The sequence below is a fragment of the Streptomyces sp. NPDC037401 genome (assembly GCF_055602345.1).
In genome coordinates, this window is sequence record NZ_JBVJWO010000003.1 from 48491 (window position 1) to 75347 (window position 26857).

25 protein-coding genes are annotated in these 26857 nt (G+C 75.0%); 12 read left to right on the top strand and 13 right to left on the bottom strand.

The window, feature by feature from the left end; translation table 11 throughout:
* Positions 1-207: 207 nt before the first annotated feature.
* Complete coding sequence (locus ACZ7H1_RS03145) at positions 208-1497, bottom strand: ATP-binding protein (protein WP_470783236.1); 1290 nt, start codon at positions 1495-1497, stop codon at positions 208-210.
* 256 nt (positions 1498-1753) lie between these two features.
* On the opposite strand from ACZ7H1_RS03145, the gene ACZ7H1_RS03150 reads away from it, so the two are divergent.
* Positions 1754-3187, top strand: a complete 1434-nt coding sequence (locus tag ACZ7H1_RS03150; RefSeq protein ID WP_470783237.1) for a glycosyltransferase family 39 protein — start codon at positions 1754-1756, stop codon at positions 3185-3187.
* A 140-nt stretch (positions 3188-3327) separates the two neighbouring features.
* Positions 3328-4086 (top strand): trypsin-like serine peptidase, encoded by a 759-nt coding sequence (locus ACZ7H1_RS03155; protein ID WP_470783238.1) that lies wholly within the window; start codon positions 3328-3330, stop codon positions 4084-4086.
* Positions 4087-4126: 40 nt separating this feature from the next.
* Here the strand turns inward: ACZ7H1_RS03155 and ACZ7H1_RS03160 are convergent, their stop codons facing one another.
* The 5 genes from ACZ7H1_RS03160 to ACZ7H1_RS03180 all read right to left on the bottom strand — a co-directional run bounded on the left by ACZ7H1_RS03160 (position 4127) and on the right by ACZ7H1_RS03180 (position 9532).
* The gene (locus ACZ7H1_RS03160) at positions 4127-4603 is read right to left on the bottom strand and encodes an NUDIX hydrolase (RefSeq protein ID WP_470783240.1); all 477 of its coding nucleotides are present in this window, start codon (positions 4601-4603) and stop codon (positions 4127-4129) included.
* Between the two features lie 17 nt (positions 4604-4620).
* Positions 4621-6207, bottom strand: a complete 1587-nt coding sequence (gene lnt, locus ACZ7H1_RS03165) for an apolipoprotein N-acyltransferase (protein ID WP_470783241.1) — start codon at positions 6205-6207, stop codon at positions 4621-4623.
* A 70-nt stretch (positions 6208-6277) separates the two neighbouring features.
* The gene (locus ACZ7H1_RS03170; protein ID WP_470783243.1) at positions 6278-6814 is read right to left on the bottom strand and encodes a hypothetical protein; all 537 of its coding nucleotides are present in this window, start codon (positions 6812-6814) and stop codon (positions 6278-6280) included.
* A gap of 167 nt (positions 6815-6981) precedes the next feature.
* The gene (locus ACZ7H1_RS03175; protein ID WP_470783244.1) at positions 6982-8613 is read right to left on the bottom strand and encodes an ABC-F family ATP-binding cassette domain-containing protein; all 1632 of its coding nucleotides are present in this window, start codon (positions 8611-8613) and stop codon (positions 6982-6984) included.
* Between the two features lie 127 nt (positions 8614-8740).
* Positions 8741-9532 carry a glutamate racemase gene (locus tag ACZ7H1_RS03180; RefSeq protein ID WP_470783245.1) on the bottom strand — a complete coding sequence of 264 codons (792 nt, stop codon included), beginning with the start codon at positions 9530-9532 and terminating at the stop codon, positions 8741-8743.
* 91 nt (positions 9533-9623) lie between these two features.
* Here ACZ7H1_RS03180 and ACZ7H1_RS03185 point away from each other — a divergent pair, with 91 nt between their 5' ends.
* The 5 genes from ACZ7H1_RS03185 to ACZ7H1_RS03205 all read left to right on the top strand — a co-directional run bounded on the left by ACZ7H1_RS03185 (position 9624) and on the right by ACZ7H1_RS03205 (position 15617).
* Positions 9624-10793 carry a glycosyltransferase gene (locus tag ACZ7H1_RS03185; RefSeq protein ID WP_470783247.1) on the top strand — a complete coding sequence of 390 codons (1170 nt, stop codon included), beginning with the start codon at positions 9624-9626 and terminating at the stop codon, positions 10791-10793.
* Positions 10794-10998: 205 nt separating this feature from the next.
* A complete protein-coding gene (locus ACZ7H1_RS03190; RefSeq protein ID WP_470783248.1) occupies positions 10999-11475 on the top strand; it encodes a DUF6643 family protein in 477 nt (158 codons plus the stop codon).
* Between the two features lie 73 nt (positions 11476-11548).
* A complete protein-coding gene (locus tag ACZ7H1_RS03195) occupies positions 11549-12373 on the top strand; it encodes an MOSC domain-containing protein (RefSeq protein WP_470783249.1) in 825 nt (274 codons plus the stop codon).
* A gap of 130 nt (positions 12374-12503) precedes the next feature.
* Positions 12504-13109, top strand: coding sequence for an Rv1733c family protein (locus ACZ7H1_RS03200; RefSeq protein ID WP_470783251.1), 606 nt, complete (start codon positions 12504-12506; stop codon positions 13107-13109).
* Between the two features lie 78 nt (positions 13110-13187).
* The gene (locus ACZ7H1_RS03205; protein WP_470783252.1) at positions 13188-15617 is read left to right on the top strand and encodes a right-handed parallel beta-helix repeat-containing protein; all 2430 of its coding nucleotides are present in this window, start codon (positions 13188-13190) and stop codon (positions 15615-15617) included.
* Here ACZ7H1_RS03205 and ACZ7H1_RS03210 read toward each other — a convergent pair.
* Positions 15559-18033 (bottom strand): hypothetical protein, encoded by a 2475-nt coding sequence (locus tag ACZ7H1_RS03210; RefSeq protein ID WP_470783254.1) that lies wholly within the window; start codon positions 18031-18033, stop codon positions 15559-15561. The genes ACZ7H1_RS03205 and ACZ7H1_RS03210 overlap by 59 nt on opposite strands.
* A gap of 113 nt (positions 18034-18146) precedes the next feature.
* On the opposite strand from ACZ7H1_RS03210, the gene ACZ7H1_RS03215 reads away from it, so the two are divergent.
* Positions 18147-18635: an SRPBCC family protein gene (locus ACZ7H1_RS03215; RefSeq protein WP_470783256.1), complete on the top strand. Its 489-nt coding sequence runs from the start codon at positions 18147-18149 to the stop codon at positions 18633-18635.
* 34 nt (positions 18636-18669) lie between these two features.
* On the opposite strand, the gene ACZ7H1_RS03220 is transcribed toward ACZ7H1_RS03215, so the two are convergent.
* Both ACZ7H1_RS03220 and cds1 read right to left on the bottom strand, forming a co-directional pair.
* Entirely contained in the window at positions 18670-19032 is a 363-nt protein-coding gene (locus tag ACZ7H1_RS03220; protein WP_470783257.1) for a DUF4180 domain-containing protein, read from the bottom strand.
* 56 nt (positions 19033-19088) lie between these two features.
* Entirely contained in the window at positions 19089-20231 is a 1143-nt protein-coding gene (gene cds1 / locus ACZ7H1_RS03225; protein ID WP_470783258.1) for an L-cysteine desulfhydrase Cds1, read from the bottom strand.
* Between the two features lie 182 nt (positions 20232-20413).
* Here cds1 and ACZ7H1_RS03230 point away from each other — a divergent pair, with 182 nt between their 5' ends.
* Entirely contained in the window at positions 20414-20698 is a 285-nt protein-coding gene (locus ACZ7H1_RS03230; RefSeq protein WP_470783260.1) for a hypothetical protein, read from the top strand.
* 175 nt (positions 20699-20873) lie between these two features.
* Positions 20874-21371, top strand: a complete 498-nt coding sequence (locus ACZ7H1_RS03235) for an ATP-binding protein (RefSeq protein ID WP_470783262.1) — start codon at positions 20874-20876, stop codon at positions 21369-21371.
* A 9-nt stretch (positions 21372-21380) separates the two neighbouring features.
* Here the strand turns inward: ACZ7H1_RS03235 and ACZ7H1_RS03240 are convergent, their stop codons facing one another.
* Together ACZ7H1_RS03240 and ACZ7H1_RS03245 are read right to left on the bottom strand one after the other, a co-directional pair.
* On the bottom strand, positions 21381-22625 hold the full coding sequence (locus ACZ7H1_RS03240; protein WP_470783264.1) for an ROK family protein: 1245 nt from the start codon (positions 22623-22625) through the stop codon (positions 21381-21383).
* 61 nt (positions 22626-22686) lie between these two features.
* Complete coding sequence (locus ACZ7H1_RS03245; protein WP_470783265.1) at positions 22687-23337, bottom strand: alpha-ketoglutarate-dependent dioxygenase AlkB family protein; 651 nt, start codon at positions 23335-23337, stop codon at positions 22687-22689.
* 81 nt (positions 23338-23418) lie between these two features.
* Between ACZ7H1_RS03245 and ACZ7H1_RS03250 the strand changes: the two genes are divergently transcribed.
* Complete coding sequence (locus tag ACZ7H1_RS03250; protein ID WP_470783267.1) at positions 23419-24162, top strand: maleylpyruvate isomerase family mycothiol-dependent enzyme; 744 nt, start codon at positions 23419-23421, stop codon at positions 24160-24162.
* 10 nt (positions 24163-24172) lie between these two features.
* Here the strand turns inward: ACZ7H1_RS03250 and ACZ7H1_RS03255 are convergent, their stop codons facing one another.
* Complete coding sequence (locus tag ACZ7H1_RS03255; RefSeq protein ID WP_470783269.1) at positions 24173-24865, bottom strand: TetR/AcrR family transcriptional regulator; 693 nt, start codon at positions 24863-24865, stop codon at positions 24173-24175.
* Between the two features lie 129 nt (positions 24866-24994).
* Between ACZ7H1_RS03255 and ACZ7H1_RS03260 the strand changes: the two genes are divergently transcribed.
* Positions 24995-25459: a nitroreductase family deazaflavin-dependent oxidoreductase gene (locus tag ACZ7H1_RS03260; RefSeq protein WP_470783271.1), complete on the top strand. Its 465-nt coding sequence runs from the start codon at positions 24995-24997 to the stop codon at positions 25457-25459.
* Here ACZ7H1_RS03260 and ACZ7H1_RS03265 read toward each other — a convergent pair.
* A complete protein-coding gene (locus tag ACZ7H1_RS03265) occupies positions 25443-26669 on the bottom strand; it encodes a geranylgeranyl reductase family protein (RefSeq protein WP_470783565.1) in 1227 nt (408 codons plus the stop codon). The genes ACZ7H1_RS03260 and ACZ7H1_RS03265 overlap by 17 nt on opposite strands.
* Between the last annotated feature and the right edge of the window lie 188 nt (positions 26670-26857).

Consider the following 26857-nt stretch of genomic DNA (forward strand, 5'->3'; position numbering starts at 1 on the left):
CCGGCCGTGCGGCCGAGGCGCGGGCCCCGTACGCCCGGGTTCACTCGGATGTGTCGCCCGGGACGTCGATCACGCCGGGCGGCACGCGGCGTCCGCGTTCCGGCCGGCGACACCCCACGATGGAACGCGGTCGTTCCCCGCGGACACGGTCCGCGGGGAAGGCCCGCAGTGCTTTGGGGAGCGCTGCGGGCCGCATCGCCGCCGGACTCAGGACCGCGCGTGGGCGGTGATGTCCGCCTCGAACTCCCCCAGCATCGCGGGAGTCACCGTCGGCCGGCTCTTCGCCACGGCGGCGAGGTAGTCCCCGGTGCTCGCGCCCGGGAGGGCCTGCGAGGCGGTGCGCACGCCGACCGACTCCAGGTCGCGTTCGAAGGACACCTGCGCCGCGATCCGCGCCGCGTGCTCGATGTCCGCCGGTGAGAACATCTCGCTCGCCTCGACCAGGGCGGCCACGTCCACGTCGGAGCGGCCCGCGGTGTACCGGGACCAGATCGCCGCGCGCGCCCCGGCGTCGGGGGTCCCGATGGGGATCAGGTAGTCGAAGCGGCCGGGCCGCAGGAACGCCGGGTCGAGGGAGCGGATGGAGTTGGTGGCGCACACCAGCAGGCGTTCGTCGCCCTCCCGGAAGCCCGGGATCAGCTTCAGCAGTTCGTTCGTCACCCCGTGGATCCCGCCGGGCCGGGCGGGCTCGCTGCGCACCGGGGCTATCTCCTCCACCTCGTCGATGAAGACGAGCACCCGCTCCAGTTCCGCGATGCGCGCGAAGGCGGTGCGCAGGGCGGCGGCGAGGTTGCCCTCGTCCGCCAGCCGGGAGGGGAGCAGTTCGACGAAGGGCCAGCCCAGCCGGGAGGCGATGGCGCGGGCGAAGGTCGTCTTGCCCGTTCCGGGCGGGCCGAAGAGGGTGATGGCCCGCGGCGGCCGGACGCCGTGCTGCGCGGCCCGCTCGGGCTCGGCGAGCGGGAGCACGACCCGGCGTTCGATGAGGTCCTTCTCCTTCTCCATGCCGGCGACCTTGACCCACAGGTCGTTGGGGAGGAGCCGGCCGCCGAGGTCGTCGAGGACCCCGGCCGCCGGACCGTGCAGCGGCTCGGTCTTCTCGAAGTACGCGACGGCGGGCTGCCGGGTGTAGCCCGCGTTGAGCAGGCCCTCGCCGAGCAGGTCCTCCTCCGGCAGCACGTACGCGATCTTGCTGACGTGGGCGGCGATCAGGCGCCGCTCCAGTTCGACGAGCAGGGCGCTGGCCAGGCCGCGTCCCCGCCAGCCGGAGTTGATCGCGATCCGCATCACCCAGGCCCGCTCCCCCGCGACCGTGGCGAGCGCCGCGCCGATGGGGGCGCCCTGGTGGACGGCGACGACGGCGGGCTGCCGGCCGGTGAGGGCCCCGATACACTCGGCGAGCGAGAACACCGACTCCTGGCCGAGCTCGGCCGTCGTGTCGATCAGGTGGACGACCGCGGCGAGATCGCTCTCGCGGTAGTCGTGGATGAGCCAGTTCACCGGTACCGCCCCTCGTTCGTGCTCCTGCGCCGAGGCTAGGGGCGCTGGCGCGAGCGGCCGAAGCTACGCGGTGCACAAGGGCAACCCACCGACCTTCCGTTCCGTCTATAGACGCGGGTCCCTGCCCCGCAGCCGGTCCGCCGCCCGGCTCCCGCCGCCCCAGTGTCAGAAAGTTCCGATGTCGCCGCTCGCCACCCGCCCCGCACCGGACCGTTCCCGCACCGCCGGATTCCCCCCCGACCGCCCTGACCGGCCCGTGCGCACCCTCCGGAGCAGGCTCCTCGTCCCGCTGGTGCCGGCGCTGTTCATGCTGGCGCTGGGCCTGTGGGGGCTGTCGCGCCAGGACAGCGTGTGGCGGGACGAGGCCGCGACCTGGCAGACCGCGCTGCGGCCGGCGCCGGAGATATGGCACATGCTCGGCCAGGTGGACGCCGTGCACGGCCTGTACTACTTCGTCATGCACGCGCTCTTCGAGGTGTTCGGGGACGGCACGACCACGCTGCGGCTGCCCTCGGTGCTGGCCATGGCCGTGGCTGCGGCCTTCGTCTCGCTGACGGGAGCGCGGCTCGCGGGCCGCTGGGCGGGCCTGGGGGCCGGTCTGACTCTGGCGCTGCTCCCGGCCGTGCAGTTCTACGCGCAGGAGGGACGCCCGTACGCGCTGGTCACGGCCGCGGCGGCGGTGGCGACCTGGCTGCTGGTCCGGGCCCTGGACGCCGACGGGCCGGGGCGCGGGCGGCTGTGGACGGCGTACGGTCTGGCCCTGCTGTGGTGCGCGCTGCTGAACTGGTTCGCGCTGCTGCTGCCCGCCGCGCACGTGGTGACGCTGGCGTGCGTACGCACCGACGGGGCGCTGCTGCGGCGCTGGGCGGCCGCGACGGCGGCGGCCGTGGCGGGGGCCCTGCCGCTGGTGCTGTTCAGCCGGTCCCAGTCGGGGCAGGTGTCGTGGATACCGCCGACGACCTGGCACACCCTGATCGGACCGGGCGTCCTGCTGCTGGCCGGCGGCCTCTGCGCGCTGGTGCGCTCGCCGCGGGCCGGGCGGCTGACCGCCGTGTCGGTGGGGCTGCCGCTGCTGGCGGTGCCGCAGCTCGCCCTGGTCGCGGTCTCGCTCGCCAAGCCTCTGTACCTGGACCGGTACATCCTGTTCAGCATGCTCGGGCTGGCGCTGTTGGCCGGTCTCGCCCTGTCGGCGGCGGTACGGGCGGCAACGGCCCGCGGTTTCCGGGCGGCCGGGCTGATCGTGCCGGTGGCGGCGGGGATCGCGCTGGTGGCGATGCTGCCGCTGGAGCGGGCCAAGCGGGAGCCGGCCAGCCGGGTGGACGACGTCCTGGCGGTGGCCGACCGGGTGGCGGGCCTCAAGCGGCCCGGGGACGCCGTGCTCTTCCTGCCCGCCGCGCGGCGGGACACCGCGCTGGTCTCGCCGCAGGACTTCACCGGGCTCGCGGACATCGCCCTGGCGCAGAGCCCGGTGGCGTCGGGCACGCTGAAGGGCATCGAGCTGGACGGCGCCCGGATACGGCAGGCAATGCTGGCGCGCCACCGGATACTGCTGGTCACGGACTCGGCGGCGGTGGCCCGGCCGGCGGCGGGCGAGCGCGACCGGGTCAAGCTCCAGGTGCTGAGGGAGCACTTCAGGGCGGTGGCCGACGCACAGGTGCGCGGGCGCCGGGTGACGCTGTACACGCGGTAGCCGACCGGCGACGGTAGCGGGCGACACGCGCGCCATGCCCGGAAGATTCGTTTCCGTCACCCGAATTCACAGCGGATTCTCAGGTTGTTCAGGGCGTCGGGCATAGCCTTCGGGGCGACGCTCGGTGCATGATCCACCGCATGCTCCTCCGACAGGCCCCGCGGATCCGGGCCACGGCCCGTGTGCTCGTCGCGACCGCGGCGATGAGCGCGCTCGTCGCGTCGACCGGCGATCCTGCCGTCTCGGCGCCCGTGCCCCTCGGCGTGACCGCGCCGGCGCAGGCCGGCGGGCGCAGCGACCGGGTGGGCGCGCTGTTCGCGGACGGGCTGGACGGCGGTCACTTCTGCACCGCCTCGGTGGTCCGCAGCGACGACCGCAACCTCATCGCGACGGCCGCGCACTGCCTGGACGACGTCACGGGCACGGTGTTCGTGCCGGGCTACCGCGACGGCTCCGCGCCGTTCGGCGCATGGCAGCTGACCGGCTCCTACGTGGACCCGGCCTGGCAGACCTCCGGGGATCCGGACGCGGACGTCGCGTTCGCGACCGTCGCCCCGCTGGACGGCCGGGAGATCGAGGACGTGCTCGGCGGGTTCCGGCTCCAGCCGCGCCAGCCGGACGACGCCGCGCTGACCGTGATCGGCTATCCGTCCGACCGGGAGACGCCGCTCACCTGCACCAATACGACGGAGAAGTGGAGCAGCACCCAGCGGCGGATCGGCTGCCCGGAATTGAGCGGCGGGACCAGCGGCAGCCCGTGGCTGACGTCGACGGGCAAGCTCGCGGGCGTCCTCGGCGGGTACGAGGGCGGCGGGACCGTCCCCGAGATCTCGTACAGCGCGGTCCTCGGCGACACCGCGCGGGCGCTGTACCGCGAGGCGGCGGTCTCCGGCGGCTGACCGTCCGGGCCGCCGGGCGTGCGCGGTTCTCCCCGGCCCGCTACCCGCCGGCGGGTTCGAACCACGTGGGCTCGTCCTTGACGGCCTGGTGGATGCGGTCCAGCGCGAACGACTCCAGCGGCGGCAGCCGGTCCAGGGCGAACCAGCCGACGTCGAGGGACTCGTCGTCGTTCACCCGGGGCGCGCCGCCGACCGCCCGGCAGCGGAAGGTGATGTCCATGTACTGGCACCGGTCGCCGTTGGCGTAGGTGACCGGCTGTAGCCCCTGGACCAGCACGACCCGTTCGGCGACGCAGCGCACCGCCGTCTCCTCGTACACCTCGCGCACCGCGGTCTGCGCGGGCTGCTCGCCCGGCTCGGCGATGCCGCCGATGACCGACCAGCCGCCGGTGTCCGCGCGGCGGCCCAACAGCACCCGCCCCCCGTCGTCGAAGACGACGGCGGTCACCCCCGGCAGCAGGAGCAGCTGGTGCCCGGCGGTCTCGCGGATGCGGCGGATGAAATCGGGTGTGGCCATGTTCCGACCCTACGGCGTCAGGAGCTCCGGCCCGCGCCCCGGCGGCTGCGCGCAGTCCTGTAGAACACCAGGCCGAGCGGCCCCGCGGCCAGGGCGAAGAGCAGGTATTCGGGGAGCCCGCCGAGGCGGGTCGCGGGGGTCAGCGAGGAACGCAGCGGGATCTCGCCGACGAGGGCCGCGGGCGTGAACATCTTCGTCTGCTGGACGACCCGGCCGTCCGGCTCGATCACGGCGCTGACCCCGCTGGTGACGGGGACGAGGACCGCGCGGCCGTGCTCGACGGCGCGGACCCGGTCCATGGCGAGCTGCTGGTAGGTCATCTGCGTGCGGCCGAAGGTGGCGTTGTTGCTGGGCACGGAGATGACCTGGGCCCCGGCCTTGACGGTGTCGCGGACACGGCCGTCGAACGCGGCCTCGTAGCAGGTGACCAGGCCCACGCCGGTGCCGGCCATGTCGAACACGCCCGGCTTGTCGCCGGGGCCGAAGTCGCGGCGCACCCGGTCCACGTCGGAGCTGAAGATCCGGGCGACGGACCGCATCGGGATGTACTCGCCGAAGGGCTGGATCTGCCGCTTGTCGTAGGTCGCCGTGGGCCCCGCGACCGGGTCCCACAGGATCTGGGTGTTGCGCAGCGGCCCGGTCTCGGGGGCCAGGACGGCGCCGATGGAGACGGGGACGCCGATGGCCTTCACCGCCCGGTCGATGACGTCGTACGCGTCGGGGTTGGTGTACGGGTCGAGGTCGGAGGAGTTCTCCGGCCAGACCACGAAGTCGGGCCGGGGCACCTTGCCGGCCTTCACGTCGGCCGCGAGCTGCTCGGTCCGGCGGGCGTGGTTGTCGAGGACGGCGCGGCGCTGGGCGTTGAAGTCGAGGCCGGCGCGGGGCACGTTGCCCTGGATGACGGCGGCGGTGGCGGTGCCGTCCTCGGCGCTGTCGTCGACGAGGGGCCGGGCTCCCAGGGCGGCGACGACGGGAAGCACCACGGCGAGGGTGGCGACGAGCGGCCTGCGCTGCCCCTCGCGGACCTGCCGGAGGACGGAGTACAGCCCGAAGCCGCAGAGGGCGACGGCGAAGCCGACCAGCGGGGTGCCGCCGAGGGCGGCGAGCGGGATGAAGACGCCGTCGGCCTGGCCGAAGGCGATCTTGCCCCAGGAGAACCCGCCGAAGGGCACCCGGGCCCGCAGCCCCTCGGCGGCGACCCACACCGCTGCCGCCCACACCGGCCACAGCGGCAGCCGGGAGACGAGCGCGATGCCGGCGCAGCCCGCCGCGACGAACAGTGCCTCGATCACGGTGAGGGCGAGCCACGGGACGGGGCCGACCTCCTCGCCGGTCCACACGAGCAGCGGCAGCAGGAAGCCGAGCCCGGTGAGCAGGCCCAGCCCGAACGCGGCGCGCGGGCGGCGGCCGTGCAGGCAGTGGGCGAGCAGGGCGAGGGCGGGCACCGCGAGCCACCACAGGGGGCGGGGCGGGAAGCTCAGGTAGAGCAGGACACCGGCGAGGACGGCGAGGGCGGGGTGGACCAGGGCCGTGAGCCTGCGGCGCCGGTCACGCGGCACGGCGGCGGTCGGCGGGTCCTCGGTGGTCCGGGTGGCGCTGCTCATTTGCGGAGTCTACGACGCGCCGCTGTGGGGTCCGTCGGCGCCCGGTGCGCACACGGGTGACCGGGACCGCTCAGGCCGGGCGGGCTGCGGACAGGGCGATCAGCCGGCCCCGGATGACGCGGACCGCGGTCTCGGCGTCGTCGACCGTCACGGTGAACAGCTTCCCGTCGCCCAGGCGCAGCACGAGCCCCTCGCCGCGGCGTACGACGACGGCCGTGCCCTTCTCGGGGCGCCACCGGTAGCCCCAGCCGCCCCACTGGCGGGGGGTGACGCTCGGTTCGAAGTCCGCCGAGGCCACGTCGCGCAGCGCGATCCGGCGCCGGGGCACGCCCATGTGCCCGCAGCGGACCTCCAGGGAATCGGCGTCGACGGTGACGGCTACGTGGACGAAGGCGAGGGTGCCGTAGAGCATCAGCAGTCCGGCGGCGAGGCAACCGACGACGGACATGACCAGGGCGACGGGGCCCGAGGTCCAGGCGGATTCGACGGCGAGCTCGATGCCGAGCGCCATGCAGGCGGCTCCGGCGGCGGCGAGCAGCCACTGTGCGCGGTTGGTGGCACGCCCGGACCAGAGCGTGGCGGAGGTGCCGGCGGGGTGGTCCCTCATGAGGGGCAGCGTACTCACGTTCCGCAGCCGCGGCACCGCACATGGGCCGCCCGGTGGACCCCGCCGGGCGGCCGCCCCGTGCGCTCCGCGCCGGGCGCCGCGGGGGGGGGCAGCCGCGCGCGGCCGGCGGGGCGGCGGCCGACGGGCACGGCACACCTCCGCCCGGCTCAGCGGGCCGGGACTGCGTCCGGCGCCGGGCGGAGGTCCAGCCGCGGGCCGCGGAACCCGGCGCGCAGCCGGCGGTCGTGGGTGACCACGACGAGTGTGCCGGTGAACTGTGCGAGCGCGGCCTCCAGCTCCTCCGCCAGCGCGGGCGCGAGGTGGTTGGTCGGTTCGTCGAGCAGCAGCAGGTCGGCCGGCTCGCTCACCAGCCGGGCCAGCTGGAGCCTGCGGCGCTGCCCGACGGACAGGGCGCGGACCGGCTTGGCGAGGTCGGGCGCGGTGAGGAGCCCGAGGTCGAGCACCCGCTGCGCGAACCCGGTCCCGTACGCCCGGCCCACCGGGCGCGGCTCCCGCGCGCCGAGGTCCTCCTGGCGCAGGTGGCCGACCCGGACCGGCCGGGTGACGGTGCCGCGCTCGGGGAGCAGTTCCCCCGCGAGGACCTGGAGCAGCGTGGACTTGCCCGCGCCGTTGGGACCGGTGACGAGCAGCCGTCCGCCGGCGGGCAGGTGCAGTGCGTCCAGCTCCAGCCGCCCCGGCACCCGGACGCCGGTCAGGGTCACGGCGCCGGCGCTCGCGGCGCCGGTGGTGAAGCGGCCGGTGAACCGCAGTGGCTCCGCGGGCGGGGCCACCGGGTCCGCCGTCAGGCGCCGGTGCCGTTCGCGCGCGTTGCGTATCCGGCCCATCGCGCCGTGCGCACGCGAGCGGGCCCGGAACGCCCCGGCGCCGCTGAACGCGGCGGGCGCCTTGCGCGGGATCTCGGAGAGCCGGACGATGCCGGCGTCGGCGAGGCGCGCTGCCCGTGCGGTCTCGGCCTTCCACTCTTCGTACTCCCGTGCGCGCCGGGCGCGGTCGGCGGCCTTGGCGGTCAGGTGGCCGGCGTAGCCGTTGCCGTACCGCCGTACGGTGCGCAGGTCGTGGTCGACCTCCAGGATCGTGGTGGTGACGCGGTCCAGGAAGGACCGGTCGTGGGTGACGGCGACGACCGTGCCGCGGTGGGCGAGCAGGCGGGCCTCCAGCCAGTCGACGGCCTCGTCGTCGAGGTCGTTGGTGGGCTCGTCGAGCAGCAGCAGTGCCGGGTCGGCGGCCAGCGTGGCGGCGAGCGCCAGCCTGGAGCGCTGTCCTCCGGAGAGGGTGCCCAGCGGCCGTTCGCGGTCGGGCGGGACGCGTTCGCCCAGGCGGTGGAGGAGGGTGGCGACCCTGCGCTCGGCGCCGTGGCCGCCGCGCGCCTCGTACTCCGCGACGAGTGCGGCGTACGCGGCGAGCTCGTCGGGTCCGGCCCGGTGGAGGAGTTCCTCCGCCCGGCGGATGCCGCCTTCCAGGGCGCGCAGTCCGGCCAGCGCGCGGTCGACGGCGTCGCCGACCCGGGCCTCGTCCGGGAGGCCGGGGGTCTGGGCGAGGTACCCCAGACCGCCGGGGGTGCGGACGGTGACGGTTCCGTGGGTGGGTTGTTCGACGCCCGCCAGCAGGCGGAGCAGGGTCGATTTGCCGGATCCGTTGTCTCCGACCACGCCGACCCGCTCGCCGGGCCGGACGGTGCACGAGACGCGGTCGAGGACGACGTGGTCCCCGTACCGGCGGGTGACGTCGGCCAGGACGATCTGGGTGTCGGCTGGTGCAGTGGTCAAGCCGGTCTCCATCCGATAGGGGCAGGTAGCGAGACGGACCGTCTCGTCTCGTCATTTACTCAAACACAGACCCGCGCAGAACACAAGACGTTCCGTCTCGCCAGAGGGGGCGGTGGAAGGGGAGCGGCCGGGCCCCGGGTCAGCCGCGGGCCGGGGCGGACGCGCCCAGCAGCCGTCCCGCGGCGTAGGTCAGGGCCTCCGCGGGCAGCTCGCCGTCACGTCCGCTGAGCAGGACGGTCAGCCCGCCGGTGGCCGGTGCGGCGGGCCTCGCGGCGATGCCGGCCCGGCGCAGCGCCTGCGCGGCGACCGCGTCCGCGGAGCCGTGGAAGACCGGCAGGGCACCGCCGGTACGGGCGCGCAGCGCGGCCCGGATCGGCTCCTCGACCAGTTCGTAGTGGGTGCAGCCGAGCACGAGGTCGGTCACGTCCGGCGGGGTGAGCGCGGCGGCGGCCTCGACGGCGCGCACCACGCCCTCCTCGTCGGCCCACTGGACGGCGTCCGCGAGGCCGGGGCAGGGCACCTCGGTGACCTCGGCGCCGGTGGCGAACTCCCGGATCAGACCGCGCTGGTACGGGCTCCCGGTGGTGGCCGGGGTGGCCCAGATCGCGACCCGGCCGCCGGCTGCTGCCGCGGGCTTGATCGCCGGCACGGTGCCGATGACCGGGATCCCCGGCTCCAGCTCGGCGCGCAGCGCGGGCAGGGCGTGGACGGAAGCGGTGTTGCAGGCCACGATCAGCACGTCGGGCTCGCACAGGGCGGCGGCCCGGGCCACGACGAGCGCCCGCCCGGCGAGGTCCTCGGTCGTCCGGGGCCCCCAGGGCATCCCGTCCGGGTCGGACGAGAGCACCAGGTCGGCGTCCGGCCGCAGCCGGCGCACCGAAGCGGCGGCCGCCAGCAGGCCGATTCCCGAGTCCATGAGCGCGATCTTCACCCGGTCACTTTAATGGACGGGCCCCGCCGGACCCCCGACCGGCCCGCGCGGCTGACGCGCCCGGCCGCCCCGCTCCGGCAGACTGCGGCGGATGAGTTTCCTCACCGCGACCGCCGCCCTCTCCCTGGCCGCCTGGGCGTGGCTGCTGCTCGGACAGGGACTGTTCTGGCGTACGGACGTGCGCCTGCCGCCCCGGACACCGCCCGCCCGCTGGCCCTCGGTGGCCGTCGTGGTCCCGGCGCGGGACGAGGCCGCGGTCCTGCCCGCGAGCCTTCCCTCGCTGCTGAACCAGGACTATCCGGGCGAGGCCGCCGTGTACCTGGTCGACGACGGCAGCGCCGACGGCACCGGCGACGTGGCGCGCGAACTGGCCCGGCGCCACGGCGGACTGCCGCTGACGGTGACCTCGCCCGGTGAGCCCGAGCCGGGCTGGACCGGCAAGCTGTGGGCGCTGCGCCACGGGATCGCCCTCGCCCGCGGCGGGCCGGCGGAGCCCGATTACCTGCTGCTCACCGACGCGGACATCGCACATGAACCGGACAGTCTGCGCGAATTGGTGGCGGCAGCCGGCTCGGCCGGCCTCGACCTCGTCTCCCAGATGGCCCGGCTGCGGGTGGCCACGGGCTGGGAGCGGCTCATCGTCCCGGCGTTCGTCTACTTCTTCGCCCAGCTGTACCCGTTCCGCCGGATCAACCGGGTGGGCGGCCGCACCGCCGCCGCCGCGGGCGGCTGCGTCCTGCTGAGCACGGCCGCGGCGGTGCGCGCCGGCGTGCCGGACTCGATCCGCCAGGCCGTCATCGACGACGTCTCGCTGGCGCGCGCGGTGCAGCGGTCCGGCGGCCGGATCTGGCTGGGGCTCGCGGACAGGGTGGACAGCGTCCGGCCGTACCCGGGGCTCGCGGAGCTGTGGCGGATGGTGTCGCGCAGCGCGTACTCCCAACTCCGGCACAGTCCGCTGCTGCTGGCCGGTACGGTCGCGGGGCTGGCGCTGGTCTACCTCGCTCCCCCGCTGACCCTTGCGGCCGGCCTCCTGACGGGGAACTCCGCGGCGGCATGGGCGGGCGGGCTCGCCTGGCTGGTGATGACGGGCACCTATCTGCCGATGCTCCGCTACTACGGGCAGCCCGCCTGGCTCGCCGTGACGCTCCCCTACACGGCGTTCCTCTACCTGCTGATGACCCTGGACTCGGCCGCCCAGCACCACCGCGGCCGCGGCGCGGCCTGGAAGGGCCGCACCTACGCACGCCCGGACGGTGCGTGACCCACGGCGACGATGATTTGACAAAGCGTCAGGGACGTGCCCCGAACGGAAGTACGAGTAGGCGCAGATGGGGGCGGAGGGGACGAAACGTGCACGTGTGCGTCAAGTGATAGCTGTGGCGCTGACCTGGGAATATGCAGGTCAGGGCAGGGTTTGGGGCCCCTCGCTATAGACCCGGTGGAGCAGTGGGCTTAACTTATGTCACATGACCTCCCCCCGCGCCTCTTACGGCGGCGGTTACTACTCCGCGCCGTCCTTCCCGGACACCCCCATCTACGACTCCCTCGTCGCCGAGCGTGGTACCCCGCAGATCGCCCCGATCCGCGTTCCCGCCGCCTACGAACCCGCGGTGAGCAGCAGCTACCTGCCCGCTCTCCCGGCCGCCCTGCCGGCGCTCCCGGCCGCACCCTCGCCGGCCTACCAGAACAACCACACCCCGGCGTACGGCTATCCGTACCAGCAGCAGATGGCCCAGCAGCCTCCGCTGCAGCACGCGCCGGCGCCCTACATCCCGCAGCAGGCGGTCGCGGCCCGCGGTTACGCACCGCAGCAGCCCCGGCCGGTGGCGACCACCGGGTACGAGGCCATGCGCCCGGCGGCCCCGCGGCCGATGCAGGCTCCCGCGACCCAGGCCCCGTACGAGGACCCGTACGGCCGCCAGTACCAGGGGCGCGGCTACTGACCTTCCGCGGGTCGCAGGTCACAGCACGATGAGGGTTGCCTGACGGGCGCAGACGCCTGGCACCATGCCTCTCATGGCGAACATGCATGTCCAGGCGCTTCACGTCCACCCCGTCAAATCGCTCGGGGGCACCGCCCCCGAACAGGTGGCCGTGGAGCCCTGGGGTCTGTCCGGGGACCGCCGGTGGGCGCTCGTCGCGCCCGACGGCGCGGTCCTCACCCAGCGCGAACAGCCCAGGCTGGCGCTGGCCTCCGCTCGGCCGCTGGGGGGCGGCGGAGTGGCCCTGTCCGCGCCCGGGCACCCGCCGCTGACCGTGGCGGTGCCGGCGCCGGACGCCCTCGTACCGGTGACGGTATTCGGCAAGAAGGTCGAGGCGGTGCTCGCGGACGAGTCCGCACACGAGTGGTTCGGCTCCTTCCTGGGGACGGAGGTCCGGCTGATCCACCTCGACGCGCCCGAGCACCGGCGCCCGGTCGACCCCGACTACGCGCTGCCGGGCGAGACCGTCAGCCTGGCCGACGGCTATCCGGTGATGGTGGCGACGCTGGCGTCGCTCGACGCCCTCAACTCGCTGATCGCCCAGGGCGATCACGCCGGGGAGGGACCGCTGCCGATGAACCGCTTCCGGCCGAACGTCGTCGTGGCCGGGGCCGAGCCCTGGGCCGAGGACGGCTGGCGCCGGATCGCCGTGGGCGAGGCGGAGTTCCGGGTCGCCCGGGAGTGCGGCCGCTGCATCGTGACCACCACGGACCAGGCCACGGCGGAGCGCGGCAGGGAGCCCCTGCGCACGCTGGCGCGGTACCGGAGGTTCGGCAAGCGGCTGGTGTTCGGGCAGCACCTGGTCCCCGTGACCGTGGGGACCGTGCGGGTCGGCGACGAGGTGCGCGTGCTGGAGTGACCGCCGGGAACCGGCCGACCGTGGGGGGACGTTGTGGACGTTGTGCCGGTGACGCACGTCTCCGCGGGTCAGGGTGCGTACGGGCCGGGCATGGGGGAGGCTGGGACGGAGGCAAAGGGGGTGCCGGACCGTGCATACGGCGACGGGTGTCTGGCGTTGGCGGCGCAATCCGCTGCGCCGGAGGACCGATTTCATCGAGGCCTGGCTGGCGTTCGCCGCCGTGGTCTGCGTATTAGTGGTGGCGCCCGCGGTGGGTCTGCTGGCCGGCACCCGGGTGGACGACACCTTGCAGCGGGCCGTGCGCGAGCAACAGGCCCAGCGGCACTCCGTCCCGGCCGTGGTGGTGCGGCCCGCGGGGGCGCCGGCCTCCGGGGCCGAGCCCGCGGCGCAGCAGCAGTCCGCGCCGAATCCGCGGATCGTCGCGGAGTGGACCGCGCCGGACGGCAGCAGCCACACGGGGACGGTGGCCGCGGCGGACGAACGCCCCGCGGCCGGGGACACGTTCCGGATCTGGACCGACCGCCAGGGCCGGCTCGTCGGGCGCCCGCTGGACGCCGCCACCGCCGTCACGCACTCCGGGCTGGCGGGCCTCGCGGCCGCGGCGGTGGTGGCCGTGCTGGTGGACACCGTCCGGCGGCTGGTCGTACGCAGACTCATGCATCGGCGGTACGCCCGGCTGGACCGGGCCTGGGCCGCGGTCGGGCCCGACTGGGGGCGGGCGGACGCGGGCAGCTGAGCTGTCAACCGCCCGGCTCCGCGCGCGCTACGGTGGACCGACCAGTCCGGTCGGCAAAGGTGGGGGCACGGCAGCGTCATGGCACAGGGCACGGTCCAGGTCACGCATGGCAGCGCGTCGCGATGGCGGCGCCGAACGGGCGAATACGCCACGCTGACCGCCGCCCTGGCGGCCGCCGGTGACGGCGACGTCCTCTCCATCGCCCCCGGCACCTACCGGGAAAACCTGGTCCTGCGTCACGCCGTCACCCTCCGCGGCCCCGAGGGCTCGGTGGGCTCCGTGCGGATCGCGCCCCTCGACGGCGTGGCCCTCACGGTCCGCGCCTCCGCCGTCGTCCAGGACCTCCACCTGGAGGGGCAGGACACGTCCGCGCCGGCGCTGCTGATCGAGGAGGGCGCCCCCGAGCTGTCCGATCTGCGCGTGATCACGCGGTCGGCCGCCGGCATCGAGGTCCGCGGCGCCGCACGCCCGGTGGTGCGCCGCGTCACCGTGGACAATCCTGCCGGGGTCGGCATCGCCGTACTCGACGGGGCGGGCGGGCTGTTCGAGGAGTGCGAAGTGGTCGCCGCCGGGCAGTCCGGGATCTCCGTGCGCGGCGGCGCGCACCCTCGGCTGGAGCGCTGCCGGGTGCACCACGCCACGGGAGCCGGCCTCGCAGTGACGGGCGAGGGCTCGGGCCTGGAGGCCGTGGGCTGCGAGGTGTACGAGATCAAGGGCGCGGGCGTGCAGGTCTCGGCGCGCGCGGCGGCCCGGCTCACCGACTGCGTGGTGCACCGGACGTCCGCGGACGGCGTCACCCTGGACACGGACGCGGTGCTCGACCTGGCCGGCTGCGACATCCACGACGTCCCGGAGAACGCCGTGGACCTGCGGGCCCGTTCGGTGCTGACGCTCAGCCGCACCACCGTGCGCCGCTTCGGGCGCAACGGCCTCTCGGTCTGGGACCCGGGGACCCGGGTCACCGCCGAGTCCTGCGAGATCCACGACAGTACGGGCGACTATCCCGCGGTGTGGGTCAGCGACGGGGCCACCGTCTCGCTCACGTCCTGCCGGGTGCACGACGTGCCGGACGCCGTGTTCGTCCTCGACCGCGGCTCGCGCGCGGAGGTCGTGGACAGCGATCTGACGCAGGTGCGCAACACCGCCGTGTCGGTCAGCGACGGCGCCGTCGCCGAGCTGGACGACTGCCGCATCCGGGAGGCGGGCACCGGCGCGTGGTTCCGGGACCACGGCAGCGGCGGAACGCTCGCGGGCTGCACCATCGACGGCGTGCAGACGGGTGTGATCGTGACCAAGGGCGCCGACCCCCGGGTCGAGCGCTGCACCGTCACCTCGTCCGCGGAGGCGGGCTTCTACGTCTCCGCCGAGGGCCGCGGCAGCTTCGTGAACTGCCGGGTGACCGGCAGCGACGGCTTCGGCTTCCACGTGCTGGACGGCTGCCGCGCCACCCTGACCGGCTGCCGTACCGAGCGCTGTGCGCGCGGGGGTTACGAATTCGCCGAGGAGGGCCCGGTCGCGCACGACTGCACCGGCGACGAGAGCAGTGTGCGCCGCGCCGAGACGGGTGTGCGTACCACCGCGGTGCAGACTCCGGCGTACGCGGCGGCCGCCCCGGCCCCTGCCGTCCTCGTACCGCAACGGCCCGCACCGGCGGCCCCGCCTGAGGGACGGCCCGCGTCGCGCGGGTCGTCGGAGGTGCTCGGCGCCCTGGACGCGCTGGTGGGCCTGGACAGTGTCAAGCGCGAAGTCCGGGCGCTCACCGACATGATCGAGGTGGGCCGGCGGCGGCAGCAGGCGGGCCTCAAGGCCGCGTCGGTGCGCCGCCACCTGGTCTTCACCGGCTCCCCCGGCACCGGCAAGACCACGGTGGCGCGCCTGTACGGGGAAATCCTCGCCTCCCTCGGGGTGCTGGAGCGCGGGCACCTGGTCGAGGTGTCCCGGGTGGACCTGGTCGGCGAGCACATCGGGTCCACCGCGATCCGCACGCAGGAGGCCTTCGAACGCGCCCGCGGCGGGGTGCTGTTCATCGACGAGGCGTACGCGCTGGCCCCCGAGGACTCGGGCCGGGACTTCGGCCGGGAGGCCATCGACACCCTGGTGAAGCTGATGGAGGACCACCGGGACGCGGTCGTGGTCATCGTCGCCGGGTACACGGCGGAGATGGAGCGGTTCCTGACCGTCAACCCCGGTGTGGCCTCCCGGTTCTCCCGGACCATCACCTTCGGGGACTACGGGCCGCAGGAACTGCTGCGGATCGTCGAGCAGCAGGCCGACGAGCACGAGTACCGGCTCGGCGGCGGCACCCCGGACGCGCTGCTGGAGTACTTCACGGAACTGCCCAAGGGCCCGGCGTTCGGCAACGGCCGCACGGCACGGCAGACGTTCGAGTCGATGGTGGAGCGGCACGCGGGCCGGGTCGCGCAGCTCGCGGAACCGGACACCGACCAGCTCACCCTGCTGTTTCCGGAGGATCTGCCGCAGCTGCCCCGGGCGGTGCAGGCCGGCTGAGCCGCGGGGCCGGCAGGACGGCGGTGATCCCGGCCGTCCCGTCGGCCGTCCCGTCGGCGGTGCCGCCCGTACCGGCCGGGCCCTTGCCGCGGCGTTCCAGGCGGGCGAGGAGGGCGTCGCGTTCGGCCGCGAACACCGGGTCGGCCTGGTAGTCGCTGTGCCCCAGGATCGGCGCGGGCAACGGGTGTTCGGCCGTACGCCCGTACGCGAGCGGATCGGCGAGCGGGCCGCGGTCCACGTCCTCCGCAGCCCCGAGCACCGGTCCGCCGATGGGGTCGGTGGACCGCCAGAGGTTGCGCCAGCAGTCCACGTCCCGGTGCAGGGCGGCGAGCGGCCCCGGCCCGAAGTAGGCGGGGAACCACCGCCCGTACAGCCGGCACAGCGGGGAGCCGTAGGTCAGCAGGGCAACCCGGGCGCGGACGTCGGGAGGCAGCTGGCGGACGGCCGCGGCCGCCAGGACACTGCCCTGCGAATGGCCGGAGAGCACCAGGCGGCCGCCGGTGCGCCCGGTCCAGGCGTCGATCCGCCAGGTCAGGTCGGGGACGGCCCGCTCGGCGTAGCAGGGCGGGGCGAAGGGATGCGCGGCGCGCGGCCAGAAGGTGCCCACGTCCCACAGGATCCCGATCGTGCGGCGCGCCGAGGCGTCCCGGTAGGCGCGCCGGCCCCAGGTCACGAAGAGCAGGAAGCCGAAGCCCGTGAGCCAGGAGCCGAGGCCCTGCGCCCCTTCGGCGGCCCGTTCCAGCAGCGGGTGCGTGCCGCGGGCGGCGGCCGCGGGCACCCGTCCGGTGGCCCAGGCCCCCGCCACGGCGGCCGCGCCGAGCAGCAGGGTGAGCCCCGAGACGGCGGCGACCAGCCAGGGGGTCGAGTCGGTGAGCGCGGCCGCGGCCCGCGCCCCGGCCACCGCGCGGCTGCGCGCCGGGTCCTCGCCCTGGCCCGGGTACTCGGCGGCGACGCCCGCGGCGAGGCGGCGGCGGTGGCGGGCGCCGCGGAGCCCGAACCAGGCGGCGAGCAGCAGCAGGACGACCAGCAGCGGCGGCAGCACGGACGCCTGCCAGGACAGCAGCACCGGCGGCCCGGGCAGCGGGGTACCCGCCATTCCGGGGGTCGCTCCCCCGTCGAGCCAGTCGGCGACGCGCTGGGCCACCCCGCCGGACATCACGCCGCCGAGCGCGCAGGCGAGCATCGCGACGGCCGGGCCGCCGAGGCCGCGCAGCGCGGCGCCGGGGTCGGGGGCCCGCCGGTACAGGCGGGTGGCGGCGCCGGCGAGCGCGAGGACCAGCAGGCCCTGGAGGAGGGCGAGGACGCCGAAGGCGAGGTCTCCGGGGAGGCGTCCGGCGGCCGTCCAGCCGGGGCGGGACCAGGCCGCGTAGCCGAGGCTCAGGAGGAGCAGGGCGACGGCGGAACCGGGCAGCAGGACGGCCACGGCCCGGTCCGCGGTGTCGTCGGGGCGGGACTCTGCGCGGCCGCGGCGGCAGACGACCCAGATCACGGCGGCGGCCGCGCAGGCGATGAGTGCCTGGACGGTCCCGCCGGCCGCCGCGAGCAGGCCGGCGCCGCCCGGGCGCCGGTCGTACCGCGCCGCGGCCGTGGCCACCGCGGCGGCCACCGTCAGCAGTCCGGCGGCGGTGTGGGCGGCGCGCAGCCGGGCGACCAGCCTGCGCCCGTACCAGAATCCGGGGCAGCCGAGCGGGTCCGTGCCGGAGTCGGCACCGGCGTCGGCGGTGACGGCGGCGGGCGGCGGGGGCTGGGATTCGTACGCGCTCCAGGTGCGGCTGGACAGGTACCAGAGCAGGCCTGTCAGGGCTGCGGGCAGCAGGGCGGCGAGCGCGAGCCGGCGGCCGGGCTGGGCCCACCAGTCGCCGCCGCCCGCTCCGAGGGTCGTGGCGGACGGCCACGAGCGGGCGGCGGCGCAGTGGGCGGAGCCCGCGCACTGCCAGGCGATCAGGTCGAGGGCGACCTCGCAGGCGGCGGCCACGAGCAGCACGGTCAGGCTGAGCGCGAGGAGGCGGACCAGGACGCCGTACGTGCGGACGGTGCGCGCGGCGCCGGTGGCGGCGGGCCGGTTCCAGTGGGCGAGGTTCGCCACCATGAACGGCAGGAGCAGCAGCCACAGCGCGCGGGCGCCGTTGCCCGAGGTCAGCCGGGACCAGCAGTAGGCCTCCGGGACCGGGCGGCCCGCGTACCGCTCGGGGTGGTCTTCGGCGTCGGCGTCCTCGGTGCGGCGGAACACCGCCGCGGTGGAGTCGCCCGTGACGCGCACGGTGCGCGGATCGCCGAGCAGTTCCCCGGGCGGGGCGCCGGCCACGCCGTGCACGAGCAGTTCGAGGGCGAGCGGTGCGTGGGGCACGGCGGCTCCTCCCGTGGTCCGGGGCGGGCGGCACGTCCGGCGGGGTCGGCCGGGGCACTCTGCCAGCATCCCGCGCGGACGGCCGTACGCCCAGCACCCGCGCCGGGACGGACATCTGACGGGGCGACAGCCAGGGTGCACGCGTACGCTGCTTCCGCCGACACACACAGGGGGTACCCGCCATGCCACGCCGACTCCGGCCCGTGGGGCTCGACTTCGCCGAGTCCGCTCCGCTGCGACTGGTCTTCGCGGCCGGGACGAAGGCGCCGCCGGAGGCGGTGTACCGGGCGCTGGCCGAGGAGGTGACGGGCTGGCCGGACTGGTTCCGCGCGGTGACGCTGGCGCGGCCGACGCACGGCGGCGCCGGCCGCGAGATCGGGCTGATGGGCGGGATCCGCTTCCAGGAGACCGTGATGGCCGCGGATCCCGGGCGGCGGTACGCGTACCGGGTGGACGAGACCAACGCGCCGGGGCTCCGGGCGCTGCTGGAGGACTGGCGGCTGGCCCCGTCGGCCACGGGCCGGGGCACGCAGGTCCGCTGGACCTTCGCCGCCGCGGGCACCGCCCCGCTCCGCCTGGTGCTGCGCTCGGCCCGCCCCGGCCTGTCCCACGCCTTCCGCGACGCGGTCCGCACCCTGGACCGCCGGCTGGCCGGCACCGGGGCACGCTAGGGAGCGTCCGTGGACCAGGCCGGATCAGGCCCGGTCAGGCCGTGAGGCGCTGCTCCAGCTCTTCGGCGTCGGCGAGGAACCAGGTCTGGCGGCCTCGGTTGCACTCGCGGACGAAGTCCCGCAGCGCCGAACTGTCCTCCGTGTGGCGGGAGATGTCGCCGAGGACGACGAGGCCGACGCGGTAGTTCACGAACTTCTGGACGATGTCCCCGGCGACGCGGGTGTGCAACTGGAAGAACGCGTCCTCGAAGCGCCCGGCGGGGATGACGACCCACCGGGCGCCCTGGTACATGGCGTTGCCGACGAGATCGAGCGCCTCGCGCTCGCCGGCGATGGTCTCGCCGTCCTCCGCGCACATCAGGACGGGCACGTCGTGGATCGTCTGCAGGGTGCTCATGAACACCGAGTCTATGCCGTGCCGTTCGGGCGGGGACTGCTCGCCCCCGCCGGCGCTCAGGCGCCGGGCTCGTGCCATTCGCCGGTGGCGAGCAGGGTCCGGATGGTCTCGGCGTACGGCTCGAGCTGCAGTCCCTGCCCGGCGACCCACTCGTCGGAGTAGTACTTGTCGAGGTACCGGTCGCCGGGGTCGCAGAAGAGGGTGACCACGCTGCCGCGGCGGCCCTCGGCGACCATCTCGGAGACGATCTTCAGGGCGCTCCACAGGCCGGTGCCGGTGGAGCCGCCCGCCTTGCGGCCGATGGTCTGTTCCAGTGCCCGGCACGCGGCCACGCTGGCGGCGTCGGGGACCTTCATCATGCGGTCGATGGCGCCGGGCACGAAGCTCGGCTCCATGCGCGGCCGCCCGATGCCCTCGATGCGGGAGCCGCAGTCGCTGCTCGCGAGCGGGTCGTGGTGCGTCCAGCCCTCGAAGAAGCAGGAGTTCTCCGGGTCGGGGACGCAGATCCGGGTGTCGTGCTGCATGTAGTGCACGTAGCGCGCGATGGTGGCGGAGGTGCCGCCGGTGCCCGCGGTCGCGACGATCCACGCCGGCTCGGGGTACCGCTCCAGCCGGAGCTGCTGGTACATGGACTCGGCGATGTTGTTGTTGCCGCGCCAGTCGGTGGCCCGCTCGGCGTAGGTGAACTGGTCCATGTAGTGCCCGCCGGTCTCCGCGGCGAGCGAGGCGGACTCGTCGTACATCTTCATCGGGTCGTCCACGAAGTGGCACTGGCCGCCGTGGAATTCGATGAGCCGGCACTTCTCCGCGCTGGTGGTGCGCGGCATGACGGCGATGAACGGCACGCCGATCAGCTTGGCGAAGTACGCCTCGGAGACGGCGGTGGAGCCGCTGGAGGCCTCGATAACCGGGCGGCCGGGCCGGATCCAGCCGTTGCACAGCGCGTAGAGGAACAGGGAGCGGGCCAGCCGGTGCTTGAGGGAGCCCGTCGGGTGGGTGGACTCGTCCTTCAGGTAGAGGTCGATGCCCCACTCCTCGGGCAGCGGGAAGCGCAGCAGGTGCGTGTCGGCCGAGCGGTTCGCGTCCGCCTGGACCTTCCGCACGGCTTCCTTGAGCCAGGCGCGGTATCCGGCGTCGGTCCGGTCGACGTCGAGCGTCGCCAGCGGGCCGGCGGTTCCCGGCTGTCCGGTCGTACTCATGTGCCCTGCTCCTTGCTGTATTCGAGCCCCCCTCCTTCGCAATGTACCTCCCTCACCTGCGCAAACGCTGACTTTGGGGGTCTCGCGGAATCGCTTTGAGAACAAGCGTGCGAGCGTGCGCACCCCTGGTGCGGGCGGCCCGGCCGGGGCAGACTGGGCCGGACCGAAGGGGGCGATCGAGCATGGACGAAGCCGAGTTCACCGCCACGGGCGTACGCATCGACCGGTGGCCGCGGGCGCTGACGAGGGCCGGCAAGGTCCTCATCCGCAACGGCCGGCTGCACCTGCTGACCAGCAGGGACCGCGAGATCGACAGCGCCCCGCTCGGTTCCGTGAGCGCGGCCAGGTCCTGGCTGGCAGGCCGCGGTGCCACGGTCGCCCGGCTCAACGGCACGCGCTACCGGTTGCGGATCCCGGCCGGCCGTTTCCTGGAGGCGGTACGCCGCGCCCGCGCGGACCGGGTGTAGCCCGGCCGGACGGGTCCGGGCCCGGACGCGGGCCGTCGGCGCAAGTTGCGGTGTGCCATGTCACGGGTGACGCTGTAGGGAGGTCACTCATGGTGCACCCTTGATGAACGCAACGTCAGCACGTGCTGGATCGGATCGTCGTCTTCTTCCGGACCTCATTCGGGGAGTCGCAGCCGTGATCAGTCATCGAAGCAGGCAGTGCACGGTGGAGCTGGACGCTCTCCCGGCACGCATCGGCCAGATCCGCAGAATCGTTTCTGCGCAGCTGCGGTACTGGCAGCTGGACCCTCTCATAGAGCAGGCCGCGCTCGGCGTGACCGAACTTCTGAGCAATGTCCACCGGCACGCGCAGCCCGACAAGCTGTGCACCGTGGAGATGGAGCTGCGACGCGGTCGGCTCACCGTCTCGGTCCACGACCACGACCCCCGCCTCCCCGTCGTCAGGACGGCCGACCCGCTGGAGACCTGCGGGCGCGGACTCGCCCTGGTGGCGGCGGTCAGCGAGAGCTGGGGAGCGCGGCCGCACGAGTCCTGCGGCACGACCGGCAAAGTCGTGTGGTTCACGCTGGCGGCGGCGCCTTCCGCCCCGCCCCCGCTGCTCACCACCCGGGTCCGCATCCACCCGGCCCCGGTCCGGCTGGCCCCGCAGCCGGCGGGGGTGCCCGTCGGCTGACCGGACGGTCTAGACCGCCGTGCCGAGGGTGCCCAGCGGGTCGTCGAGCACCGGCTGCCAGGCCAGCTCGGCCGCGCCGACCAGGCTGTTGTGGTCCAGGGTGCACGGCAGGATCGGGACTCCCCCGCTGCGCCCCCACAGGCTGCGGTCCGCGACCACCGCGCGCAGCCGCTCCGGGTCCGCGTCCAGCAGCTCCCGGTGCAGGCCGCCGAGGATGATCCGGTCCGGGTTGAGGATGTTGACCAGACCGGCCAGGCCCAGGCCCAGGCGGTCGATCAGCTCCTCGGCGGCGCGCCGCACCGACGGGTCCTCGTACTCGCCGCGCAGCAGGTCACGGGCCTGCTGGAGCAGCGAGACCTCGGGGCCCGGGGTGCGGCCGGCGGCCGTCAGGAAGGCCAGCGGGTCGGCCTCGACGTCCAGGCAGCCGCGGCCGCCGCAGTGGCAGGCCCGGCCCTCGGGGTTCACGGTCAGGTGGCCGACCTCCAAGGCGAGCCCGGAACTGCCGCTGTGCAGACGGCCGTCGAGGACGAGCGCGCCGCCGACCCCGCGGTGCCCGGTGGCCACGCACAGCAGGTGCTGCGCGCTGCGCCCGGCGCCGTGGCGGTGCTCGGCGAGGGCGGCGAGGTTGACGTCGTTGCCGGTCAGCGCCGGGCCCTCGATGCCGGCGTTGCGCACGCAGTCGGCGAAGATCGCCCGGACCGGCGCTCCGGGCGGCCAGGCCAGGTGCAGCGGGTTGAGGGCCGTACCCTCCGGCTCCGCCACGGCCGAGGGGACGGCCAGCCCCGCGCCGACGCAGCGGCGGCCGCTCTCCTTCAGCAGGGCGGCCCCCGCGTCCACCACCGCGCCCAGCACCTGCGCCGGGTCGGCGGACACGGTGACCTGGCCGGGGGCGGTGGCGACGATCCGGCCGCCGAGGCCGACCAGCGCGGCCCGGAAGCCGTCGGGGTGGACCTGCGCGGCGAGGGCGACGGGCCCGTTCTCCTCGATCGCCAGCCGGTGCGAGGGCCGGCCCTGCGAGCCGCCCGCGACCCCCGGCCGGGAGTCGACGCGGATCAGGCCGAGCGCTTCCAGTTCGGCGGCGACGGCACCCGCGGTAGCCCGGGTGACCCCGAGCTCGGCGGTGAGCACGGCACGCGTCGGAGCCCGTCCGGTGTGGACGAGTTCGAGGGCCGGCCCGAGCGCCCCGCGGCCCCGTTCCAGCTTGGTCCGCGTGGACACATCCCCCACCCGCCGAGGGGCCGCGTTGCCGTTCATGGAGCCGATCCTCGCATGATCCCGGGACGGCTCCGCATCCGCTCCCGGCGACGGGCCGCGATCACCCGAGCCCGCTGACGCGGAGGGTGATGTTCAGCCGCCCGTTCAGGTCCAGGCCGGGCGGGCCGCTGCCCGGGTGGACCCGCGGCACGCCGTGGTAGGCGAAGCGGGCGGGGCCGCCGAAGACGAAGAGGTCGCCGCTGCGCAGCTCCAGGTCGGTGTAGGGGCGCCCGCGGGAGCCTGCGGTGCCGAACCGGAAGACGCACGAGTCGCCCAGGCTCAGCGACACCACCGGGGCCTCCGCGTGCTCGTCGCCGTCGCGGTGCATGCCCATCCGCGCCCCGGCGTCGTAGAAGTTGACGAGCGCGATGTCGTACGGGCCGCAGTCCGGCTCGGCGCCGTAGGCGTCCCGGACCGCCTCCCGGGCGAGCGCGGCCAGCCACGCGGGCATCGGTTTGACCGGCGCGCCGTCGCCGTCGACGACCGTGCGGGCGTAGCCGTACGGGAACCAGTGCCATCCGAGGCAGACCTGGCGCGCGGTCATGGTGCCGCCGCCCGGGGTCCGCACCGTCCGGAGCCCGGCCGGCGGCCTGGCCCACTCGCGGCAGGCGGCCACCAGCTCCCGCTGGCGGTGCGGCGGGAGCCAGTCGGGCACGTGCACCGCCCCGGGGGCCGGGGCGCTGCGGCTCCGCGGGAACAGTTCCTCGTTCATGTCTCCCCATGGTCCCAGGCCCGGCGGGCGGATTGCCGGTCCCCGGGTCCGCGCGCGGCGCCGCCTGGCAGACTCCCGGCCATGGAGATCACCGAGTACATCAAGGTCCTGGAGCGCGAGGGCGAGGGGCTGGCCGACGCGGCCGAGCGGGCCGGGACGGACGCGGCCGTGACGACCTGTCCGGGCTGGCGGGTCGCGGATCTGCTGCGGCACACCGGCGCGGTGCACCGCTGGGCGGCCCGGTACGTCGACGAGGGGCTGCTGGAGCGGGTGCCGTTCGGGGACGGGCCGGAGCTGACCGGCCAGGAGCTGCTGGCGTGGTTCCGCGAGGGGCACGCCGCGCTGGTCGAGACCCTGGCGCACGCGCCGGCGGACCGGCAGTGCTGGACCTTCCTGCCCACGGCGCCGCCTTCGCCGCTGGCGTTCTGGGCCCGGCGCCAGGCGCACGAGACGACGGTGCACCGGATGGACGCGGAGTCGGCGCTCGGGCACGTGTTCTCGCCGGTGGCGGCGGAGTTCGCCGAGGACGGCGTGGACGAGCTGCTGACCGGCTTCCACGCGCGGCCCCGCAGCCAGGTGCGCGACCCGGACGGGCAGCGCGTCCTGCGGGTGCGCGCGGCCGACACGGGTGCGGTGTGGACCGTTCACCTGTCCGCGGAACCGGCCCGCACCGTGCAGTCCGACGAGGGGCCGGCGGACTGCGAGGTGACGGGCTCGGCCGCATGGCTGTACGCCGCGCTGTGGAACCGGCTGCCGCTGGACGGCCCGGAGGTCACCGGAGACCTGTCGGTCGCCCGGCTGTGGCGGGACACCTCGCAGATCTGACGGCGAGCGGTCAGCCGCTCTGGAGGCCCACGCCGTGGGCGAGCCGGTCCGCGGCGTGGGCGAAGAAGGCGTCCCGGTCCTCGACGACCCGGTTGAACTGGCCGAACAGCTCGAAGGACACCAGGCCCACCAGCTGCGCCCAGGCCGCCACCAGCGCCGCGGTCACGGCGGGCGGGAGGTCCGGGGCGAAATCCCCGGTCATCCGCTCGGCCTCGGGGCGCAGGGCCGGGGGCAGCGGGGGCAGGGCGAGCCCGCGGGTGGCGTGGGCCTCGCGGAGCACCGCGATGAAGGTGTTGCCGACCCGGGAGGCGGGGCCGACGGTGTCCTGCGGGGCGCTGTAGCCGGGTACGGGCGAGCCGTAGATCAGGGCGTACTCGTGCGGGTGGGCCAGCGCCCAGTCGCGGACGGCGCGGCAGACGGCGGTCCAGCGGTCGCGGGCCGGGGCTCCGGCGGTGCGGGCGAGCGCGGCCTCGGCGGCCGCGCCGACACTGTCGTAGGCGTCGATGATCAGGGCGGTGAGCAGGTCGTCGCGGCTGGGGAAGTACCGGTACAGGGCCGACGAGACCATGCCCAGTTCCCGTGCGACGGCGCGCAGGGAGAGCTTCGCGGCGCCTTCGGCGGCGAGCTGCTTGCGTGCCTCGTCCTTGATGGCCGCGGTGATTTCGATACGGGCGCGTTCCCGGGCCCCTCGGACGGTACTCATGCGGATCAGTCTGCCACGCGAACAGAGCACTGACCACAAACGAGAGCGATGCTCTTGCTTTGGCGCGGCGATCCGTGCACACTGATCTCAAGCGAGAGCACCGCTCTCTCAAGTGCCGCGGAGGCCGTGATGAGCAGCAGCAACCCCACCCCGTACTACGCCCAGGCCGGTCCGTTCGCCGTCCGCTTCAACGCGCTGTTCGGCAAGCTGGCCCGCCTCGGCATCAGCCTCGCCGGAAGCGCCGAACTCTCGGTCCGCGGGCGCAAGTCCGGGCAGATGCAGCGCATCCCGGTGAACCCGTACACCCACACCGACGGCGCCACGTACCTGGTCTCCGCCCGCGGCCACTCCCAGTGGGTGCGGAACATGCGCGTCGCCGGCGGTGGTGAGCTGCGCGTGGGCCGCAAGGTGCGGACGTTCACCGTCACGGAGCTCACCGCCGCCGAGAAGCCCGAGCTCCTGCGCGGCTACCTGGAGAAGTGGGGCTGGGAGGTCGACCGGTTCTTCCAGGGCGTGACGGCGAAGTCCTCCGACGAGGAGCTCCTCGCGGCCGCCCCGGACCACCCGGTCTTCCGCCTCACGGTGTCGGAGTGACCTGCTCCTGCGCCTGCTCCTGCTCCGGTTCGCGGTCCACGGCCCTGCGGTCCACGGCGTTGAGCGCACGCCTCGCCAACGGGTACGTCCGCACCATCTCGCCCAGCGAGGTGGACCCCCGGGTGATCCTGGCGAACGCCCGCCAGGCCGGCCGGAAACCGGTGATGGCCGCGTGCAGCAGACCCGGCTTGCTCTCGAAGAGGCTGAGCATGCGCCGCCCGACGCCCATCTCCACGCCGAGTCCGGCCTTGACCGCGAAGGCGTAGTTCAGGGCCTGGCGGCGGGTGTCCACGGCGTCCTGCGCCTCGGAGATCCGCACCGCCCACTCGCCCGCGAGCCGGCCCGAGCGCAGCGCGAAGGAGATGCCCTCGCGGGTCCACGGCTCCAGCAGCCCCGCCGCGTCCCCGGCCACCAGCACCCGGCCGCGCGAGAGCGGCGAGTCGTCGGTGCGGCAGCGCGTCAGATGGCCGGAGGAGACGGCCGGTTCGAAGCCCGCGAGCCCCAGCCGGCCGATGAAGTCCTCCAGGTAGCGCTTGGTCGCGGCGCCGTCCCCGCGGGCCGAGATGACGCCCACGGTGAGCGTGTCGCCCTTGGGGAAGACCCAGCCGTAACTGCCCGGCAGCGGGCCCCAGTCGATGAGCACCCGGCCCTTCCAGTCCTCGGCGACCGTCGGCGGCACCGGGATCTCCGCCTCCAGTCCCAGGTCCACCTGGGCCATCTTGACGCCGACGTGGGCGCCGATCCGGCTGGCGCTGCCGTCCGCGCCGACCACGGCACGGGCCAGCACCGTCTCGCCGTCCGCGAGGACGACGGCGACGGTCCGGCGGTCCGGCACGGCCGGGCCGTGCTGCTCCACCCGCATCACCGTGGACCCCGTCCGGATCTGCGCCCCGGCCTTCTCGGCCGCGGCGACCAGACCCGCGTCGAACTCCGGCCGGTTGATGAGCCCGAACAGCATGTGGCGCGAGCGCCGGGTGCGGGTCAGCTTGCCGTTCAGCGAGAAGGTGACGGCGTGGATGCGGTCCTGGAACGGCAGCACGAAGCCGGGCGGCAGCGCGTCGCGCGAGGGGCCGATGATGCCGCCGCCGCAGGTCTTGTAGCGGGGCAGTTCGGCCTTCTCCAGCAGGAGCACCCGCCGTCCGGCGACCGCGGCCGCGTGCGCCGCGGAGGCGCCGGCCGGTCCGGCCCCCACCACGACGACGTCCCAGATCTCGTCCGGAGCGGGCTCCGCGGACCCCGGCCCGGGCAACACGGCCTCCACCTCGCCGGCCCCGCCGGCCGCCTCCGCCGCGTCCACGGCCTCCGTCCCGTCCCCGGCCGACCGGCCGCCGTCCTGCGTGCGGTCCGCGCCGCCGTTGTCCCCGTGCTCGCTCACGATGTGCTGCTGCTCCTGATCCC

Excerpts from the sequence above, each read along its gene's own strand:
- ACZ7H1_RS03170 (WP_470783243.1), bottom strand. The coding sequence starts at position 6,814 with ATGAGGGACCACCCCGCCGGCACCTCCGCCACGCTCTGGTCCGGGCGT.
- ACZ7H1_RS03175 (WP_470783244.1), bottom strand. The coding sequence starts at position 8,613 with ATGGAGACCGGCTTGACCACTGCACCAGCCGACACCCAGATCGTCCTG.
- ACZ7H1_RS03230 (WP_470783260.1), top strand. The coding sequence starts at position 20,414 with ATGGACGAAGCCGAGTTCACCGCCACGGGCGTACGCATCGACCGGTGG.
- ACZ7H1_RS03250 (WP_470783267.1), top strand. The coding sequence starts at position 23,419 with ATGGAGATCACCGAGTACATCAAGGTCCTGGAGCGCGAGGGCGAGGGG.
- ACZ7H1_RS03220 (WP_470783257.1), bottom strand. The coding sequence starts at position 19,032 with ATGAGCACCCTGCAGACGATCCACGACGTGCCCGTCCTGATGTGCGCG.
- ACZ7H1_RS03245 (WP_470783265.1), bottom strand. The coding sequence starts at position 23,337 with ATGAACGAGGAACTGTTCCCGCGGAGCCGCAGCGCCCCGGCCCCCGGG.
- ACZ7H1_RS03155 (WP_470783238.1), top strand. The coding sequence starts at position 3,328 with ATGCTCCTCCGACAGGCCCCGCGGATCCGGGCCACGGCCCGTGTGCTC.
- ACZ7H1_RS03240 (WP_470783264.1), bottom strand. The coding sequence starts at position 22,625 with ATGAACGGCAACGCGGCCCCTCGGCGGGTGGGGGATGTGTCCACGCGG.
- lnt (WP_470783241.1), bottom strand. The coding sequence starts at position 6,207 with ATGAGCAGCGCCACCCGGACCACCGAGGACCCGCCGACCGCCGCCGTG.
- ACZ7H1_RS03260 (WP_470783271.1), top strand. The coding sequence starts at position 24,995 with ATGAGCAGCAGCAACCCCACCCCGTACTACGCCCAGGCCGGTCCGTTC.
- ACZ7H1_RS03255 (WP_470783269.1), bottom strand. The coding sequence starts at position 24,865 with ATGAGTACCGTCCGAGGGGCCCGGGAACGCGCCCGTATCGAAATCACC.
- ACZ7H1_RS03210 (WP_470783254.1), bottom strand. The coding sequence starts at position 18,033 with ATGCTGGCAGAGTGCCCCGGCCGACCCCGCCGGACGTGCCGCCCGCCC.
- ACZ7H1_RS03160 (WP_470783240.1), bottom strand. The coding sequence starts at position 4,603 with ATGGCCACACCCGATTTCATCCGCCGCATCCGCGAGACCGCCGGGCAC.
- ACZ7H1_RS03215 (WP_470783256.1), top strand. The coding sequence starts at position 18,147 with ATGCCACGCCGACTCCGGCCCGTGGGGCTCGACTTCGCCGAGTCCGCT.
- ACZ7H1_RS03195 (WP_470783249.1), top strand. The coding sequence starts at position 11,549 with ATGGCGAACATGCATGTCCAGGCGCTTCACGTCCACCCCGTCAAATCG.
- cds1 (WP_470783258.1), bottom strand. The coding sequence starts at position 20,231 with ATGAGTACGACCGGACAGCCGGGAACCGCCGGCCCGCTGGCGACGCTC.
- ACZ7H1_RS03185 (WP_470783247.1), top strand. The coding sequence starts at position 9,624 with ATGAGTTTCCTCACCGCGACCGCCGCCCTCTCCCTGGCCGCCTGGGCG.
- ACZ7H1_RS03190 (WP_470783248.1), top strand. The coding sequence starts at position 10,999 with ATGACCTCCCCCCGCGCCTCTTACGGCGGCGGTTACTACTCCGCGCCG.
- ACZ7H1_RS03205 (WP_470783252.1), top strand. The coding sequence starts at position 13,188 with ATGGCACAGGGCACGGTCCAGGTCACGCATGGCAGCGCGTCGCGATGG.